The organism is Streptomyces sp. NPDC056296 (assembly GCF_042268605.1).
Lineage (GTDB): Bacteria > Actinomycetota > Actinomycetes > Streptomycetales > Streptomycetaceae > Streptomyces.
The window spans coordinates 56,487-73,470 of record NZ_JBHJRX010000006.1; the positions used below are offsets into that span (position 1 = coordinate 56,487).

Consider the following 16,984-nt stretch of genomic DNA (forward strand, 5'->3'; position numbering starts at 1 on the left):
CCACCGGTTGATCGGCGTCACCCGTACGGCAGTAGGGTGACGCCGTGGCACCACGACCCTTGCATGAAATCGTCGAAGCGGGCTGGGCGCAGGCCCTGGAACCCGTCGCCGGGCGGATCACCTCGATGGGTGAGTTCCTGCGCGCGGAGATCGCCGCCGGACGCACCTATCTCCCGGCCGGATCGAATGTCCTACGGGCCTTCCAGCAGCCCTTCGACGACGTGCGGGTCCTGATCGTCGGACAGGACCCGTATCCGACCCCGGGGCACGCGGTGGGGTTGTCGTTCTCGGTCGCGCCCGAGGTGCGTCCGCTGCCCGGCAGCCTCGTCAACATCTTCCGGGAGCTGAACACCGACCTCGGTCTGCCGCAGCCTTCCGGCGGGGACCTGACCCCGTGGACCCGGCAGGGGGTGCTGCTGCTCAACAGGGCGCTCACCACGGCCCCGCGCAAGCCCGCCGCCCACCGCGGCAAGGGCTGGGAAGAGGTCACCGAGCAGGCGATCCGCGCGCTGGCGGCGCGCGGCAAGCCGATGGTGTCCATCCTGTGGGGCCGCGACGCCCGCAATCTGCGGCCGCTGCTCGGCGACCTGCCGTCCGTGGAGTCCGCGCACCCGTCCCCGATGTCGGCCGACCGGGGTTTCTTCGGCTCCCGTCCGTTCAGCCGGGCCAACGACCTGCTGGTCCGACTCGGAGGTCAGCCGGTCGACTGGCGCCTGCCGTGAGCGGCGGCTTCCTGGCCGTGGACTCCGGTGGCTCGGGTCTGCGTGTCGTGGTGGGTACGACCGGGGACGGCGCGGGGGGTGACGGAGGCGGTCCGAACGGGCTCGGGCGGCGTGCGTCGCGGGAGCCCGTCCGCACCGGTGCGCGCGGCATCGACCCCGGGCACCTGATGACGCAACTGGTACCCATGGCCAGGGCGTTGACCGCCGAGACCGGTGTGACCGGGCTCGGCACCGTGGTCGTCGGGGCCGCCGGCCTGGCCACCTTGGGCGACGCCCTGCGCGCCGAACTGCCGGGCGCGCTGGCCCGGGAGCTGGGTGCGGGGACGGTCGCGCTGGTCGCCGACGCCGTCACCGCGTACGTCGGCGCGATCGGCCCCCGGGCCGGAGCGGTGGTCGCGGCCGGCACCGGCCTGATCGCCACCGGCACGGACCTGACCCGCTGGCACCGGGCGGACGGCTGGGGTCATCTGCTGGGCGACTGCGGCGGCGGCGCCTGGATCGGACGGGCCGGGCTGGAGGCGGCGCTGCGCGCCCACGACGGGCGCCATGGCGGCTCCGCGCCGCTGCTCGCCCGGGCCGAGGAACGGTTCGGGCCGGCGGCGGGGCTGCCCGGTCAGCTGTACCCGCGTACGGACCGTCCCGCCGTCCTCGCCTCCTTCGCGCCCGAGGTGGCCGCCTGCGCCGCCGACGACCCCGTCGCCGCGGACATCCTGCGGGCCGCCGCCCGGCACATGGCCGACTCGGCCGCCGCGGTCTGCCCGACCGTCGGCGCGCCCCGTGTCGCGGTCACCGGTGGCCTGCTGAAGATGGGCGACCCCCTCGTCGTACCGCTGGAGGAGGAGCTGGCGAAGCGGCTGCCGCATGCGCGGCGGACGGCCGCGGAGGGTGATCCACTGCACGGTTCGGTCCGGATCGCGACCGACCTGGCGACCGGCTCGCTCACTCTGCCGAGTGACGACAGCATGCTGTGGGTGACGACCGTGCCGGGCGGCCGATAATCGATCCGCCGGTGAGGTGAATCGTGCCGATGTCGGCCGATCCGTACATCACTCATCAGACAAAACCGGACGGATACCGCTCACCTGCACCCTCCCCGAACAGGGAAACCCAGGAAACCAGTAACATGCGGCGCCATGAGCTCCCCCACTGGGCCCGCGTCCGGCCTGCCAGTACGAATGCCGCGCCCCCGCCAGCCCGGACGGCACCGCCGTCCCGAACCCCTGGTGGCTCCCGAGGGCGCGCCGGCGCTCGTCCTCGCGGTGCCGGGGACGCCCAGTAGCGCCACCCGTGGCCTCGCCGACGAGGTCATCAGCATCGCCCGCTCCGAGCTGCCCGGTCTCGACGCCCGGATCGGCCACCTCGACGGGGACGACGAGGAGTTCCCCTCTCTGTCGACCGTCCTCGTGCGTGCCGCCGAGGAGCGCACCGCCCGCTACGAGCAGGCGCGCGCCGCCGGTATGGAGGTGAGGGAGCCCGACGGCCCCGTCGCCGTCGTCGTGCCGCTGCTCGCCGGGCCGGACAACGCGCTGCTGCGCCGGATCCGGCAGGCCGTCATGGACAGCCGGATCGCGGCCGAGCTGACCGACGTGCTCGGCCCGCACCCGCTGCTGGCCGAGGCGCTGCACGTGCGGCTCTCCGAGGCAGGTCTGGCCCGCGCCGACCGTGCCCGCCTGTTCACCGTGGCCACCGCCGCGGACGGCATCATCCTGGCCTCCGTGGGCGGTGACGAGGCCGTTCAGGCGGCCGGGATCACCGGCATGCTGCTCGCCGCGCGCCTCGCCGTGCCGGTGATGGCGGCGGCCCTGGACGAGGACGGTTCGATCGCGTCCGTGGCCGAGCAGCTGCGTTCCTCGGGCTCGCAGCAGCTGGCGCTCGCGCCGTACCTGATCGGCCCGGAGATCGAGGCCTCCCTGCTGGAGGAGGCGGCCAAGGAGGTCGGCTGCTCCACCGCCGAGCCGCTCGGCCCGTACCCGGCGATCGGCAAGCTGGCGCTGGCCAAGTACACGACGGCGCTCGGCATCTCGCCGCAGCAGCCGCAGGGCACGCCGGTCCGCTGACACACGGGCGCCCGCGCCCCGGACGCATGGCCGAAAGGGCCCGCTCACGAGCTGAAGCGGGCCCTTCGTCATGCCGCGCGGGCCGCCGCCCGGCAGGCTGCCGCAAAAAGCGAGCAAGGGGCTCGCTCACCTGCCCGCGCCGGCGCGGAGCCACCCGACCCGCGCCACACGCCGGCCCGGGCCCGCCCCGCACGGTTGCGCAGGCCCACGCCGGCTCGCTCCTGTGCCGGCGCGGGTTTTCGGCCGCAGGCGTGCTGCGCCGACGCGGGCGGGCGTGGAGTGCTGGCCTGGGTCACCGTGCGCGGTGGGCCGGGCAGGTGTGTGGCGCGGGCGGGTGTGTGGCGCGGGCCGGGCAGCTGTGCGGGTGGGCCGCCTTAGTCGCGCCGTACCGGCGGACGCGGGCGAGTCGTGCGGCACGTACGCGAGCCGCGGGTGCGAGTCGGGCGAGGCGAGGCGGCCCGCGGGCGAGTCGTGCGGCACGTCCGCGAGCCCCGGGTGCGGGTGCGAGTCGGCCGTCGCGAGGCGGCGCCGGACCGTCGCCCGGTCAGCCGAAGACCACGCAGGACGCCGCCGGTACCGCGAGTGAGCCCGCGAGCCTCGGCGCGCCGGTCTCCTGGTCGAGCGCGAACCAGGTCACGTCACCGGAACGCTCGTTGGCCGCGTACAGGAAACCGTCCGACTCGGCGATCTCCCGCGGCCAGTGCCCGCCGCACGGCACGGTGCCGAACAGCCGGAGCCCGTCCGGCTCGACGACAAACACGGACAGGACGTCCTCACCGCGGGTCGCCGTCCACACGAAGCGGCCGTCGGGCGAGACCACGATGCCGGACGGGAAGGCGTCGCCGGACGGCGCACCGGGCAGCACCGGCACCTCGGTGAGGGGCCGCAGTACGCCGTCGGCGGCGTCCCAGCGGCAGACGGTGACGGTGGGCGCCAGTTCGTTGACCACGTAGGCGCGGGTGCCGTCCGGGTGGAAGGCCAGGTGCCGCGGGCCCGAGCCGGGGCGCAGCGCGATCTCCCGGTGCACGGCGAGGGCGCCGTCCGTCAGGGTGCAGACCCGCACCGAGTCGGTGCCGAGGTCCACGCTGACGGCCCACCGCCCGCTCGGGTCGGGCCGCACCTGGTGGGCGTGCGGTCCCTGCTGGCGCTGGGCGTGCGGGCCCGAGCCGGTGTGCTGGAGGACGCCCGACACGGCCCGGGCGAGGGCGCCGTCGGGGCGGACCGGCACGGCGGTGACGCTGCCGGAGCCGTAGTTGGCGGTCAGGACGTGCCCGTCGTACAGGCTGAGGTGGGTGGGCCCGTCGCCTCCCACGGGTACCGGACGCCCGGCGGGCTCGGGCTTGTCCCCGGCCACGCGGTAGGCGGCCACCGCGCCCTCGGCCGTCTCACTGACGGCGTAGAGCATGTCCCCGTCGGGCGCCAGGGCCAGGTAGGAGGGGTCGGGCACGCGGTCCGTGCCGCTCAGGACCGTGAGCGCGCCGCTGTCGGGCGCGACGGCCGCCGTCAGGATGCCGGGGCCGCCGGCCGCCGTGAACGACCCGATGAATGCCCGCCGCTGCCGCCTGCCAACGTCCGCCACCGTTGCTCCCTCTCGTCCCGCGTCGTCCCGCGTCGTCCCGCGCCTCGGCGTGTGCCGACTGATCGTCTGCCCCCGGGGCGACGGTAGCAGTCGATCACTTGCGGTCTAGACCAAACGGGTGGCGCGGTGCCGGGCGGCTCAGGCGCCGACGAGCGGCGAGCCGGAGGGGGTCCGCAGGGGTGCGGCGAGTTCGGCCAGGGCGCGTTCCAGGCCGTGGAGGTGGGCCAACGCGGGCTCGGTGGCGCGCGGACCGTCCGCGTGGGCGGGGACGGCCCGCCCGCCGGTGAGTGCCTCGACCGCGGTCTCGACACGCCAGCACGCGGCGGCCAGCCGGGCGTCGTGCGAGGCCTCCGGGTCGGCTGCGACGGCGACCAGGCCGCGGATCTCCCGGGCGCAGTCGTCGAGCAGGGCGAGTACGCGGCGGGCGCGCCGCTTGCGGCCGTACATCGGGTTCAGCGGGTGCACGAGCGGGGCGACCGACATCCGTACCCGGCCGAGCAGCTGCTCCAGTTCGGCCACGCGCGGCGCCGGGTCGGCGCCCTCGGTGCCGGCGAGGCGGGCGGCGGCCTCGGCGGTGCAGGCGTGGACGCAGCGCAGGGCGCGCTGGATCCAGACGTCGGTGACGGCGTGCGTGGTGACGGGCAGGACGACGAGCACCGCGAGTACGGCGCCGAGCGCGCCCACACCGGTCTCGACGAGCCGCAGGGCGAGCAGGCCGGGGCTGAGGAAGTCCAGGAGGCCGTAGAGCAGCTCGGCGAGCAGGGTCACGCAGAGCATCATCCAGGTGTAGGAGACCGCGGCGGTGTAGAAGATGCCGAAGACACAGGCCGCGACCAGCACGGCCGTGGGCACCGCCGATCCGGCCAGCGGAACGGCGATCAGGAAGCCCAGACCGATACCGACGACGGTGCCGAGGACCCGGCGGAAGCCGCGGACCAGGGTCTCGCCGCGCGAGGTGGTGTTGACGAACACCCACCAGGTGGCGCCGACGGCCCAGTACCAGCGTTCGTCGGACACCAGCTGGCCCACGACCAGGGCGAAGCCGGCACCGACGGTGGCCTGGACGGCCTGGCGGGTGGTGATCCGGGCGAGTCCGGTGCCGGCCGGCGGTGCGGGGACGGCGGATGGCGGCAGGCGGCGCTCATAGCACCACAGGCCGAAGCGCACCGCCGCGGCGGCGGCCACGGACAGCAGGACGGCGGCGAACATCTCGGGCAGCCGGTCCGTGGTCGCGTGCAGGAACTGGGCGATGAAGAAGGTCATGAAGGCGAACACGCCGAGGCTGTGCCCGCGCGGGCCCCAGCGCCTGGCGTACACACCCGCGCCGACGACGGCGAGGAAGGTGAGGTCCCTGGCCACGGGGAGGTCGTGCAGGGCGGCCGCGGCGGTGAGCACGGGCAGTCCGACGACCGGCAGCAGCACGGTGGTGACCGCCTGCCCGCGCACGGTGGCGTCGGTGACGGTGAACAGCGCGAGCAGTGCGGCGAGCCCGCCGATGACGGCGCCCACCAGTGAGGTACCGGCCAGGCCGCAGACGACGACGGCCAGCCCGATGCCGAGGACGGCCCGAGCGGCGAACCGCAGCCGGGACCGTCCCGGATCCGGACTCACGAACACCCTCTTCAGCACTGCTTACCGCCCCCTCACGCATTGGCGCACACCGACCCGAAGGCACTGGCATGTCACTGGTCACGTCACTGGCATGAAAAAGGCGCCGCGGGATCCGCAGCGCCATCGACCCTCCTATAGGAGCATCTCTGCCACCAGTGGCTCAACAGGCTCGTGCTGGAGTGGTCCATTGGTACAGTGATCACGGCATTCCTACGGCCACCGCAGAGCCAATGGCCGACGAGGGGACCCGGGCGCCATGGCCGTCGACGAACTCGACACCCGCATCCTGCGGCTGCTGCTGGAGCAGCCGCGCACCAGCGTGCGCGAGTACGCCCGTCTTCTCGGCGTCGCCCGCGGCACGCTCCAGGCCCGGCTCGACCGTCTGGAGCGGGACGGCGTGATCACCGGCACCGCGCCGTCCCTCTCCCCCGCCGCACTGGGCCACCCGGTGCTCGCCTTCGTGCACATCGAGGTCACCCAGGGCCACCTGGACGAGGTGGGCGAGGCGCTGGCGGCCGTCCCGGAGATCGTCGAGGCCTTCTCCATCACGGGCGGCGGGGACCTGCTGACCCGGGTCGTGGCCCGCGACAACGCGCACCTGGAGGACGTGGTGCAGAAGCTGATCAGCCTGCCAGGCGTGGTCCGCACCCGCAGCGAGGTGGCGCTGCGCGAGCGCGTCCCGCACCGGCTGCTGCCCCTGGTGGAGTCGATCGGGCGCTCAGCGCGAAAGTGATCGCCGGGTCCTCGGGGCCATGTGGGCCCTTGGCATGCTGGACCCCATGAGCACTCTCGGCGGCATCTCGGTCATCTTCGATCTCGACGGAACGCTCGTGGACAGCGAGCCGAACTACTACGAGGCGGGCCGGCAGACCCTCGCCGAGTACGGCGTACCGGACTTCACCTGGACGGACCACGAGGGATACGTGGGCATCAGCACCCAGGAGACGGTCGCCGACTGGAAGCGGCGGTACGGGCTGCGCGCCCCCGTGGAGGAACTGCTCGCCGTCAAGAACCGCCACTATCTGGAGCTGGCCCGCACCTCCGCCCGCGCGTACCCGGAGATGCGGAAGTTCGTCGAGCTGCTGGCGGGCGAGGGCGTGCCACTGGCGGTGGCGTCGGGTTCCTCGCCGGAGGCCATCGAAGCGATCCTGTCCCGCACCGGCCTGGACGCACATCTGCGCACGGTCGTCTCGGCCGACGAGGTCGCACAGGGCAAGCCCGCACCCGACGTCTTCCTGGAGGCGGCACGCCGGCTCGGGGCTGCCCCGGCCGACTGCGTGGTCCTGGAGGACGCCGCCCCCGGGGCCGCCGCGGCGTACGCGGCCGGGATGCGCTGCATCGCGATCCCGTACGTCGCGGCGCAGGCCGACGCCCCGGAGTTCGCCACCGCCGGGCTGCTGCTGCGCGGCGGGCAGGGCGAGTTCACCGCGCGGGCGGCGTACACCTGGCTCGTGCGCGCGGCGCGGCCGGCCCAGCCGGACTCCCGTGACCGTACTCGCCGGTAACGTTGACGCTCCCCCACCTGCTGCCTATCTTCTGGACGATCTTCCGAACGCTGTTCGATATATCGAAAGAATCGAGGAGCACATGGCAGCGCCCCTCTCCCGGCGGACCCTGCTGCTGGCCACGGCGATCGCCGCGGGCACGCCCGCGCTCTCGTACGCGGCGAGCGGCCGGCCCGGCGCCACGCCACAGGCACCGGCCGCGCTCGCGGGCCCCGGGGCGCCGGCGGCCTGGTCCGTACGACCCTTCGGGCTGGAGGAGGTGACGCTCGGCCGGGGCGTCTTCGCCGACAAGCGGAGCTTGATGCTGGACCACGCCCGCGGCTACGACGTGAACCGGCTGCTCCAGGTCTTCCGCGCCAACGCCGGCCTGTCCACCCTCGGTGCCGTCGCCCCCGGCGGCTGGGAGGGCCTGGACGGCGAGGCCAACGGCAACCTGCGCGGTCACTACACCGGCCACTTCCTGACCATGCTGTCCCAGGCGTACCGCGGCACCGGGGAACGGGTCTTCGCCGAGCGGATCGACACCATGGTCGGCGCGCTGACCGAGGTGCGCGAGGCCCTGCGCCACGATCCCGCCGTACTGAGCACGGAGGGCCGCTTCGGCAGCGCCGTCGAGAACGTGCGCGGCTCCCACCAGTACGTCGACCTGCCCGCCGGTGTCCTCGGCGACACCCCGGCGATCACGCTGGCCGCCTGGGTGAAGCCCACCCACGGCGGCGACTGGGCCCGCGTCCTCGACTTCGGCGACGACACCGACCGCTACCTCTACCTCGCCGTCCGCAACACCGACGGCGTACCGCGCTTCGCCCTCACCGACAGCGGTGCCGCGGGCGAGCAGGGCCTCGACGGCACGGCCGCGCTGCCCCTGGACGAGTGGAGTCACCTGGCCGTGACCCTCGCGGACGGCACCGGCACCCTCTACGTCGACGGCACCGCCGTGGCCCGGAACACGGCCATGACCCTGACCCCGGCGGCCCTCGGCCCGCTCGCCCACCACTGGCTGGGCCGCTCGCAGTACCCCGCCGACCCCGTCTTCGCGGGCGCCTTCGACGAGTTCGACGTCTGGTCGCGGGCCCTGAGCGCCGCCGAGATCGCAGCGCTGCGGGACGGTCGCGCCGCCGAGACACCGGCGGGCCGGGGCGACCTGGCGTCGTACGCCTTCGAGGAGACCCCCGGAGGAACCTTCGCGGACGCCTCCGGCCGGGGGCTGACGGCCACACTGCGCCGCACCTGGGGCGGGCCCGGCCACCCGGGGTTCCTCGCGGCCTACCCGGAGACGCAGTTCATCGAGCTGGAGTCGATGACCGGCAGCGACTACACCAAGGTCTGGGCGCCGTACTACACCGCGCACAAGATCCTCCGCGGTCTGCTGGACGCCCACCTCGCCACCGGCGACGAACGGGCGCTGGACCTCGCGTCCGGCATGTGCGACTGGATGTACTCCCGGCTGTCGAAGCTGCCCGCGGCCACGCTGCAGCGGATGTGGGGCATCTTCTCCAGCGGGGAGTTCGGCGGCGTCGTCGAGGCGATCTGCGACCTGCACGCGGTCACCGGCGAGACGGAGCACCTCGCGCTGGCCCGCCTGTTCGACCTCGACCGGCTGATCGACGCCTGCGCCGCGAACACCGACGTCCTCGACGGTCTCCACGCCAACCAGCACATACCGATCTTCACCGGTCTGGTGCGGCTGTACGACACGACGGGCGAGGAGCGCTACCTCACCGCGGCGAAGAACTTCTGGGGCATGGTCGTACCGCACCGCATGTACGCCATCGGCGGCACCAGCACCGGCGAGTTCTGGAAGGCGCGGGGCGTGGTCGCGGGCACGATCGGGGACACCACGGCCGAGACCTGCTGTGCGTACAACATGCTCAAGCTGAGCCGGACGCTGTTCTTCCACGACCAGGACCCGGCGTACATGGACTACTACGAGCGGGCCCTGTACAACCAGGTGCTCGGCTCCAAGCAGGACCAGCCGGACGCGGAGAAGCCGCTCGTCACCTACTTCGTCGGACTGACGCCCGGCCACGTGCGCGACTACACCCCCAAGCAGGGCACGACCTGCTGCGAGGGCACCGGGATGGAGAGCGCCACCAAGTACCAGGACTCGGTGTACTTCGCCGCGGCCGACGGCAGCGCCCTGTACGTCAACCTCTACACCCGCTCCACCCTGACCTGGGCCGAGCGGGGCGTCACCGTCACCCAGAGCACGGACTATCCCCGGGAGCAGGGCAGCACCCTCGTCATCGGCGGCGGCAGCGCCTCCTTCGCGCTGCGGCTGCGGGTGCCGTCGTGGGCCACGGCGGGCTTCCGCGTCACCGTCAACGGGCGCGCCGTGCCGGGGACTCCGACGCCGGGGAGCTACTTCACCGTGTCCCGGGCCTGGCGCCGGGGCGACACCGTGCGCATCCGGGTGCCCTTCCGGCTGCGGGTGGAGAAGGCCCTCGACGACCCGTCACTGCAGGCCCTGTTCTACGGCCCGGTCAACCTGGTCGGCCGCGACCCGGCCACCGATCACCTGGAGTGCGGGCTGTACGGCAACGCGGGTCTCTCCGGCGACCTGCTGCCCACGCTGGCCCCCGTGCCCGGCGAGCCGCTCCACTACACGCTGGACGGCACCGAGTGGGCGCCGTTCGCCGAGGGGACCGAGGAGCCGACGCACGCCTACTTCCGCCGCTCGGAACCCCGGGTGGTCCTCGGCGGCACCGACTCGGGCGTCGCCAACCCGGCGAAGGGCGACGGCACCACGCTGCTCGACGAGATCTGGGCCGCGGCCCCGTTCCGCGGCAAGGGCGCGCTGGTGACGCACGTGCGGTCCACGGTGGACGCGTGGGTGGAGGCCGGGCTGCTCGGGGGCGACGAGGGCGAGCGGGTGGTGCGGACCGCGCGGGAGGCGTCGTACGCGGACTGACGGGAGCAAGTCGGGAGCAAGTTTTTACCCGCGGAAGTGATCGGACGGCCGCCCTCGTCCGTACCTCCTGGTGTCCGAGCCTGTCTTGCCCCAGGAGGCACGATGCGCATCACGCGCACCACGGCAGGGACCGCCTTCGTGGCCGGTGCCCTGGTCCTCACCCTCACCGCGCTCGCCTACCCGACCATGCTCGGGGTGCGGAACACGGCCAGTACTCAGGACCGTGTCATCACCAACACGGTGTTCGGGCCGCTCACCGAGGCGGACCGGGACTTCGTGGTGAAGGTCCGTGCCGCCGGGCTGTGGGAACATCCGCTGGGGCTGATGGCGATGGAGCGGGGCTCGACACCGGAGATGGTGGAGGCCGGCGAGCACCTGGTCGTCGGGCATGCCCGGCTCGACGCGACCTGCCGCAAGATCGCGCCCGAGCTGGGCATCACCCTGCCCAACCTGGCCTCCCCGCAGCAGCAGCAGTTCGTTTCGACCGTGGACGGGTCCACGGGCAAGCAGTTCGACACCACCGCGGTCAACATCATGCGCATCACGCACGGCCAGATCTTCCCGGCCATCGCCAAGATCCGCGCGAACACGAAGAACAGCCTGGTGAGGCAGCTGGCCGATCAGGCCAACGACACCGTGCTGGACCACATCACCGTGCTGGAGAAGACCGGCCTGGTCAACTTCGACCAGGTCAACTTCCAGCAGTCGGCCCCACCGAGCCTGCCCAAGGTGCAGCTCACGCCGCCGGCGCCGCAGCCGGGCGAGCCGGTGCTCTCCCTCACCGCGCCGCCGGGGCTGGAGGTCAACACCTCGGCGCCGACGCCCAGTCCGACGGTCCGCTGACACGCGGCACCGCCAACCGCGTCAACCGCGGCGGGGTTTGCCGCGCCTGCCGCTCTTGGCGCCGCCGCTCTTGGTACCGCCGCTCTTGCCGCCGGTCCTGCTACCGCCCTTGCCGCCGGTCCTGGTGCTGCCGCCGGCGTCGCGCCGGGCGCCGCCGGTCTGTTTCCCGGCCGGCGGTTTACGCCGCGCGGAGGCCGTTTCGGTGCGCTCGCCCTTCGCCGGCGCCTGGGCCGGCTGTCGGCCCCGGGTGCTGTTGACGGTCCGGCCCCGGACGATCCCGATGAAGTCCTCCACCCGGTCCGTGTGCGCGTCCTCGGGCCAGGACAGCGCCACGCTCGACTCGGGGGCGTCCGTGACCGTCCGGTACGTGAGGTCCTTGCGGTGGTGCAGCCGGGCCAGCGACAGGGGCACGAGCAGCACGCCGATCCCGGCCGCCACCAGCTCGACGGCGTCCGCCGTGGTGGCCGGACGCTCCAGGGCGGGCCGGCCCGGCGGCCGCTCCCAGCCGAGGACGTCGTCCAGGGGATGCAGCACGATCTCGTCGGCCAGATCCTCCACGGCCACCTCGTCGGCCGCCGTGACGAGGTGGTCCTTGGGGATCACCACGACCGTGGTCTCGGTGTAGAGGGGGATCGCGCTGAGGACGGAGCGGTCGACGGGCAGCCGCACCAGCCCGGCATCGGCGTCACCGGCCAGCAGCACGCCGTCCGACTCGGCGGCGGGTACCTGGGTCAGGGACAGCGGGACGCCGGGCAGTCGCTCGTTCCAGATGCGCACCCATTTGTCGGGCGTCACCCCCGGGACGTACGCGAGCCGGAACGAGGGGGGTTCTTCCGAGCCTGTCACCCGGCCAGGTTACCGGGCGTGGCCGGGCCCGCCGTCCCCCGGCCTGGTCGGCGGTCGCGCAGACGCTCGATACCCTTGACACCATGACGTCGCACCAGAACACCCAGACCATGAAGCCCGCGACCGCGGCGAAGAAGCTGGGTGTGTACCTCGAGGCCACACCCACCGAGTTCCGGGAGGGCGTCGTCACGCGCGCCGAGCTCAACGCGCTCCAGGCCGACCCGCCGGAGTGGCTGCGGGATCTGCGGCGCGACGGTCCGCACCCGCGGCCGGTGGTCGCGGCCAAGCTGGGTGTCTCCATCGCGGGTCTGCACCGGGGCGGGGTCGCGGAACCGCTCACCACGGAGCAGATCGAGGCGCTGAAGCAGGAGCGCCCTCAGTGGCTGGAGCGGGAGCAGGCCGTCCAGGCCGACGTCCGCAAGGAGACGGCCCGCGTGAAGAAGCTGCACGCCGAGCGGGCGGAGCGGGCCGAACAGGCGGAGCGCGACTGACCGTACCGGCGGGCGCGCCCGACCGCCCGCTCGCCCGCCCTCCAGGTCATTCCTCGGCCTTCTGCTCCGTCACGCTCCACGCGTACTGCAGCCAGTCCGACACGGCGACGGCGCTCAGCCCCGCGCACAGCAGCCGGGCGGCCCGGGGCGCGACGGCGTAGGTGCCGACGAGCCCGCCGGCCACCCAGGCGGAGGTGCAGAACGGGCAGGACACCAGGTCGCCGACGGCGCGGCGCAGGCCCGAGCCGCGCGGCGCGTCCATCACCTCGTTGGCGTTGCTCTCGCGCTCACGGTGGGTGAACGGAGCCCGCAGAAAGCTGGTGACCTTGTCCTTGGTCAGCAGCCGGGACGCCTTGAACGTCGCCGTGCCCAGCAGCGCCACGTCCCAGGCCGGGACGGTCTCGGGCAGTCGCAGCCCGCGGCGCCACGCGGTCACGGCGAACACTCCGGCACCCGCCGCGAACGTCGTCGCGAGCGCCGCGTATCCGCCGAGCGGTGTGTTCCCCTCTTCGTCGTAACGTACGTCGGCGCGGTCGTCGTGGCGATCGTCGGGGCGCTCGTCGCGGCGCTGCTCACCGTCCGTCATGCATGTCTCCTTGCCTCCTGTGCGGGTGCCGCCTCTTCGGCCGGGACCGGGTGCCCGCTTCCGGCCGTCTGCCACGCGTGCGCGTGGGCCGCCGCTCTCAGTGCGGCGCAGGTCCGCCGAAGAGGTCCGCGCAGTCCGCGGGCAGGTGGGCCAGGAGACGGTCGACGCGTTCACCGGGCACCGCTTCGGTGAGGGTGGAGAGCACCGCGCCCGCGTCCCATTCCGCGGTGCGCGGGCGGGCGCCGGTCTGCTGTGCCACGCGTCGCAGGAACTCCTCCCGACCGAAGGACTCGGGACGCCCGCGCTCCAGGCGCAGCGCGTCGTCCAAGGGCGCGGGCAGGTCGGCGGCCAGGCCTGCGGCCTCCTCCGGGTCGACACAGGACGCGATCACCCACAGGACGGCCGTACTGACCTGCTCGGCCTCCTCCTTGCTGTGGTACTCGCCACGATCGCGGACCAGGGTCAGGAATTCGTCGAGCCCCACGGCGCCGCCTCCTTCCGCCGGTTCACGCTTCGGGCCGGGTGCCCACCGCCGGGGACGGGGAAACGGGCGAGGTCTCACCGGCGTGCGTGGTCTCACTGGCTTGCGGGGTCTCACCGGCGTGCGCGCTCGGCTTCGGCGAGAGCGTACGCCCGGGCCACCGCGTCGTCCGTGAACAGCGCGCGTCCGGCGGCGATCCGCTCTCGCCGGGCCGGACCCGGGGCGGTGAGCCGCCGCAGTGCGCCGAGCAGGCCGGCCCCGTCCTCGGCGACCTCCGACACGCCCAGCGCGGCCATCCCCCGGACACCGGCCGCACCGTGTCCGGGTATCGGGCGGTATCCCACGACCGGCAGTCCGGCGGCGAGCGCCTGTACGGCGGTCTGGCCGGCGGCGTTGTCGACCAGGGCGCGGGCGGCGTGCAGCAGGCCGGGCATGTCCGTCACCCAGCCCAGCGCGGCCACGCCCGGTGTGCCGGACAGTTCCCGGCGCAGCCGTTCGTTGTCCCCGCAGAGCACGACCGGCAGGAAGCCGTGGTCCGTCAGGAGCCGGACGGTGGCGTCCAGGTGCGAGCCCACGCCCCAGGCACCGGCGCACAGCACCACGGCGGGCCGCCCGGGACCGAGACGGTCGAACAGCCCCCGCCACCCGACCGTTCCAGGAGCGTCGGGCACGTCAGGCGCGTCAGGCGCGTCGAGCGCCTCGGCGAAGAATTCCGGAGCCACGACCGGGCCGCACGTCCACGCGGGCGTGCCGATGCTCTCCCGCACCTCGCGCGCCGCGTGCTCCGTGAGACACAGGTGGTGGTCGTTGCCGGGGTGCAGCCACTGCCGGTGGACGGCGAAGTCGATCACGAGGACGACGCTGGGCACCTGCAGCAGCCCCCGTGCGCGAAGATGGCCGGTCAGCTGGGCGCCGAGATGGAAGACGGGGACGACCACGTCCGCGCCCGTGCTCTCGGCCAGCTCGCGCAGCCGGCCCCCGGCGAGCCGGGCCAGGGGCGTGCCGCCGGGGCGGCGACCGGCGCCGGGACGCAGGAACAGGCGGTACAGGGCGGCGTACGCCCAGGGGAAGTGGCGTACCGACCCGCGGTAGAAGTGCCGCAGCGCACTGCCCAGCCCGTACGGCAGCAGCGCGAGGACGTCGACGACCAGGGCGTCGTCACCGCGCTCCCGGGCTCGGCGGACGAGTTCGGCGGCGACCGTGTCGTGCCCGGCGCCCATGCTCGCGCTGATCACCAGCAGACATCTGCCGTCCCCGGGGGTGCGCCTGGCCGCGGGACGGCGGGGCGTTGATGAGCTGCGAAGATGCACGGCGGTGCAAGTTGCCCTTCCGGCATGTTCCAAACCACTTCCAAACCACTTCCAAACCACCGCACAAGCGGGCGTTTCGGGTGTTCCGCCAGGGATACTCCGTGACCGCCCGTCCGGTCGAACCCCGGAGCCCGACCGTCCGGTCGGTCTGTCCCCGGTGTCCGCCCCGAGCCAAGGTGGTCTCATGGTCCATGCGTTCTCCCGCCCCCGGTCCGCCCCCGGACCGCAGGTCGTCGCGCCCGACGCGGACCACGCCAGGCCCCGGCGTGAGCCCGTCGGCGCCCGGGGCACGCGGACGCGCACGGCACTCGTGACCGGCGCGTCCTCCGGCATCGGCGCGGCCGTGGCCCGACGGCTGAGTGACGAGGGCGGCTGGCGGCTGGTGCTCAGCGGACGCGATCCGTCCCGGCTGCGCGAGGTCGCCGAGCACACCGCGGCCACCGCCTTCGCCGCGGACCTCACCATGCCCGGCGCCGACCGGCAGCTCGCCGACTTCACGCTGGCCACGGTGGGCCCGGTGGACCTCCTGGTGGCCGGGGCCGGGGTCGGCTGGGCCGGGGAGTTCCTGGACATGCCCCCGCACGCCATCGACGAGGTGCTCGACATCAACGTGCTGGCCACGCTGCGGCTGGTGCGACTGGTACTACCGGGCATGGTGGCGGCGGGATCGGGGCGGGTGGTCCTGGTCGGTTCGCTGGCGGGGAGCGTGGCGGTGCGCGACGAGGCCGTGTACTCGGCCGCCAAGGCCGCGGTCGGCGCCTTCGCGGACGCCCTGCGCTACGAGTTGCGGGGAACCGGCGTGGGGGTCACGCATGTGGTGCCCGGTGTCGTCGACACACCGTTCTTCGAGCGCCGTGGCACTCCCTACCTCCGGTCCAGGCCGCGCCCGGTGCCCGCCGAGCGCGTCGCCGACGCGGTGCGGACCGCGGTGGTGCGGGGCCGGGACGAGGTCTACGTGCCCGGCTGGCTGCGGCTGCCGTGCCGGGTGCGGGGCGCGGCTCCGGGGCTGTACCGGCGGCTGGCCGCGCGGTTCGGATGAGATCCGGATGAGCGGGAGCGCGCGGCGGTGAGTGTCCTCACCGTCGTCCTGGCCCTGTTCGCGGCGCTGTCCAACGCGGCGGCGTCGGTACTGCAGCGCCGGGCCGCCGCGCAGGACGAGGAGCGGACGGGCGCCGTCCACACGGTGGTGCGCTCGCTGCTGCGGCTGGTGCGCGACCCGTACTGGGTGGGCGGCGCGGCGCTGCTCGCCCTGACGACGGTGCTGCAGGGGGCCGCGCTGGCGGTGGGGAGCCTGGCCGTGGTCCAGCCGCTGATGGCCAGTGAGCTGCTGTTCACCCTGATGGTCGGGAGCTTGGTCTTCCACCGGCGTCCCGACCTGCGGACCTGGCTGGCCTTCGTGGCCCTGGCCGTGGGGCTCGCGCTGTTCCTGGGCGCCGCCGCGCCGTCGCCCGGCCATGACACCGCGGATCCGAGCCGGTGGGGCTGGGCCGGTCTGGCGCTGTTCGTCGTGGTGACGGTCCTCGCCTCGATCGGCAGTCTGGTCCGGGGCGCGCCCCGCGCCGCGCTGTTCGGGTCGGCGTCCGCGGTGGCGTTCGGCGGTACGGCGGGGCTGCTGAAGGAGGTCACCGGGCGGCTCCCCCAGGGGGTGGGCGCCGTCCTGACCCAGTGGCCGCCGTACGCCATGGCGGTGGTCGGGGTGATCAGCTTCCTGCTGCTGCAGAGCGCGTTGCGGGCGGGGACCCTCGCGGCGTCGCAGCCGGCTCTGACCCTCGGCGACGCGCTGACCAGCGTCGCCCTGGGCTGGGCACTGTTCGGCGAACAGATCGCCCTCGGGGTGCGGGTGCTGCCGGAGCTGATCGGCGTGGCGCTGATCGGGCTCGGCAGTGTCGGACTGGCCCGCGCGCCGTCGGTCCACGGCGCGTGGGACACGGCGCCGGCGGCACGGGACGGGCCGGACTCGGGCAGGCGGGAACAGCAACAGCGGGGGTCATGACCGAGCTGCGCGGAGCCGCGGAGCGGGGCGGGAGACACGGGAGACACAC

General features: G+C 74.0%; 16 protein-coding genes. 10 read left to right on the plus strand and 6 right to left on the minus strand.

Annotated elements, in window-relative coordinates; all coding sequences use genetic code 11:
- Positions 1 to 44 precede the first annotated feature (44 nt).
- The 3 genes from ACFCZF_RS06120 (at position 45) to ACFCZF_RS06130 (ending at position 2,779) form a co-directional block, all read left to right on the plus strand.
- Positions 45 to 722, plus strand: coding sequence for a uracil-DNA glycosylase (locus ACFCZF_RS06120; RefSeq protein WP_376670644.1), 678 nt, complete (start codon positions 45 to 47; stop codon positions 720 to 722).
- The gene (locus ACFCZF_RS06125) at positions 719 to 1,720 is read left to right on the plus strand and encodes an N-acetylglucosamine kinase (protein ID WP_376670645.1); all 1,002 of its coding nucleotides are present in this window, start codon (positions 719 to 721) and stop codon (positions 1,718 to 1,720) included. The genes ACFCZF_RS06120 and ACFCZF_RS06125 overlap by 4 nt, the downstream gene beginning before the upstream one ends.
- Before the next feature lie 135 nt (positions 1,721 to 1,855).
- Entirely contained in the window at positions 1,856 to 2,779 is a 924-nt protein-coding gene (locus tag ACFCZF_RS06130) for a sirohydrochlorin chelatase (RefSeq protein ID WP_376670646.1), read from the plus strand.
- Between the two features lie 544 nt (positions 2,780 to 3,323).
- On the opposite strand, the gene ACFCZF_RS06135 is transcribed toward ACFCZF_RS06130, so the two are convergent.
- Both ACFCZF_RS06135 and ACFCZF_RS06140 read right to left on the minus strand, forming a co-directional pair.
- Positions 3,324 to 4,358, minus strand: a complete 1,035-nt coding sequence (locus ACFCZF_RS06135; RefSeq protein ID WP_376670647.1) for a lactonase family protein — start codon at positions 4,356 to 4,358, stop codon at positions 3,324 to 3,326.
- Between the two features lie 138 nt (positions 4,359 to 4,496).
- On the minus strand, positions 4,497 to 5,987 hold the full coding sequence (locus tag ACFCZF_RS06140) for an FUSC family protein (RefSeq protein WP_376670648.1): 1,491 nt from the start codon (positions 5,985 to 5,987) through the stop codon (positions 4,497 to 4,499).
- Between the two features lie 238 nt (positions 5,988 to 6,225).
- Between ACFCZF_RS06140 and ACFCZF_RS06145 the strand changes: the two genes are divergently transcribed.
- The 4 genes from ACFCZF_RS06145 to ACFCZF_RS06160 all read left to right on the plus strand — a co-directional run bounded on the left by ACFCZF_RS06145 (position 6,226) and on the right by ACFCZF_RS06160 (position 11,228).
- The gene (locus tag ACFCZF_RS06145) at positions 6,226 to 6,702 is read left to right on the plus strand and encodes an Lrp/AsnC family transcriptional regulator (RefSeq protein ID WP_376670649.1); all 477 of its coding nucleotides are present in this window, start codon (positions 6,226 to 6,228) and stop codon (positions 6,700 to 6,702) included.
- A 46-nt stretch (positions 6,703 to 6,748) separates the two neighbouring features.
- A complete protein-coding gene (locus ACFCZF_RS06150; RefSeq protein ID WP_376670650.1) occupies positions 6,749 to 7,474 on the plus strand; it encodes an HAD family hydrolase in 726 nt (241 codons plus the stop codon).
- Positions 7,475 to 7,556: 82 nt separating this feature from the next.
- A complete protein-coding gene (locus tag ACFCZF_RS06155) occupies positions 7,557 to 10,385 on the plus strand; it encodes a beta-L-arabinofuranosidase domain-containing protein (RefSeq protein WP_376670651.1) in 2,829 nt (942 codons plus the stop codon).
- A gap of 102 nt (positions 10,386 to 10,487) precedes the next feature.
- Positions 10,488 to 11,228, plus strand: coding sequence for a DUF4142 domain-containing protein (locus ACFCZF_RS06160; protein WP_375907691.1), 741 nt, complete (start codon positions 10,488 to 10,490; stop codon positions 11,226 to 11,228).
- Between the two features lie 21 nt (positions 11,229 to 11,249).
- On the opposite strand, the gene ACFCZF_RS06165 is transcribed toward ACFCZF_RS06160, so the two are convergent.
- Positions 11,250 to 12,074, minus strand: a complete 825-nt coding sequence (locus tag ACFCZF_RS06165; RefSeq protein ID WP_376670652.1) for a LysR substrate-binding domain-containing protein — start codon at positions 12,072 to 12,074, stop codon at positions 11,250 to 11,252.
- 83 nt (positions 12,075 to 12,157) lie between these two features.
- Between ACFCZF_RS06165 and ACFCZF_RS06170 the strand changes: the two genes are divergently transcribed.
- The gene (locus tag ACFCZF_RS06170; RefSeq protein ID WP_375907696.1) at positions 12,158 to 12,565 is read left to right on the plus strand and encodes a DUF5997 family protein; all 408 of its coding nucleotides are present in this window, start codon (positions 12,158 to 12,160) and stop codon (positions 12,563 to 12,565) included.
- 46 nt (positions 12,566 to 12,611) lie between these two features.
- On the opposite strand, the gene ACFCZF_RS06175 is transcribed toward ACFCZF_RS06170, so the two are convergent.
- The 3 genes from ACFCZF_RS06175 to ACFCZF_RS06185 form a co-directional block, all read right to left on the minus strand.
- Entirely contained in the window at positions 12,612 to 13,151 is a 540-nt protein-coding gene (locus tag ACFCZF_RS06175) for a DUF1360 domain-containing protein (protein ID WP_376670653.1), read from the minus strand.
- A 97-nt stretch (positions 13,152 to 13,248) separates the two neighbouring features.
- On the minus strand, positions 13,249 to 13,635 hold the full coding sequence (locus ACFCZF_RS06180; protein WP_375907702.1) for a DUF2267 domain-containing protein: 387 nt from the start codon (positions 13,633 to 13,635) through the stop codon (positions 13,249 to 13,251).
- Between the two features lie 110 nt (positions 13,636 to 13,745).
- A complete protein-coding gene (locus tag ACFCZF_RS06185) occupies positions 13,746 to 14,852 on the minus strand; it encodes a galactosyldiacylglycerol synthase (RefSeq protein ID WP_376670750.1) in 1,107 nt (368 codons plus the stop codon).
- Between the two features lie 274 nt (positions 14,853 to 15,126).
- Here ACFCZF_RS06185 and ACFCZF_RS06190 point away from each other — a divergent pair, with 274 nt between their 5' ends.
- Positions 15,127 to 15,981 (plus strand): SDR family NAD(P)-dependent oxidoreductase, encoded by an 855-nt coding sequence (locus tag ACFCZF_RS06190; protein ID WP_376670654.1) that lies wholly within the window; start codon positions 15,127 to 15,129, stop codon positions 15,979 to 15,981.
- Between the two features lie 27 nt (positions 15,982 to 16,008).
- The gene (locus ACFCZF_RS06195; protein WP_376670655.1) at positions 16,009 to 16,935 is read left to right on the plus strand and encodes a DMT family transporter; all 927 of its coding nucleotides are present in this window, start codon (positions 16,009 to 16,011) and stop codon (positions 16,933 to 16,935) included.
- The last annotated feature ends 49 nt before the right edge of the window (positions 16,936 to 16,984 follow it).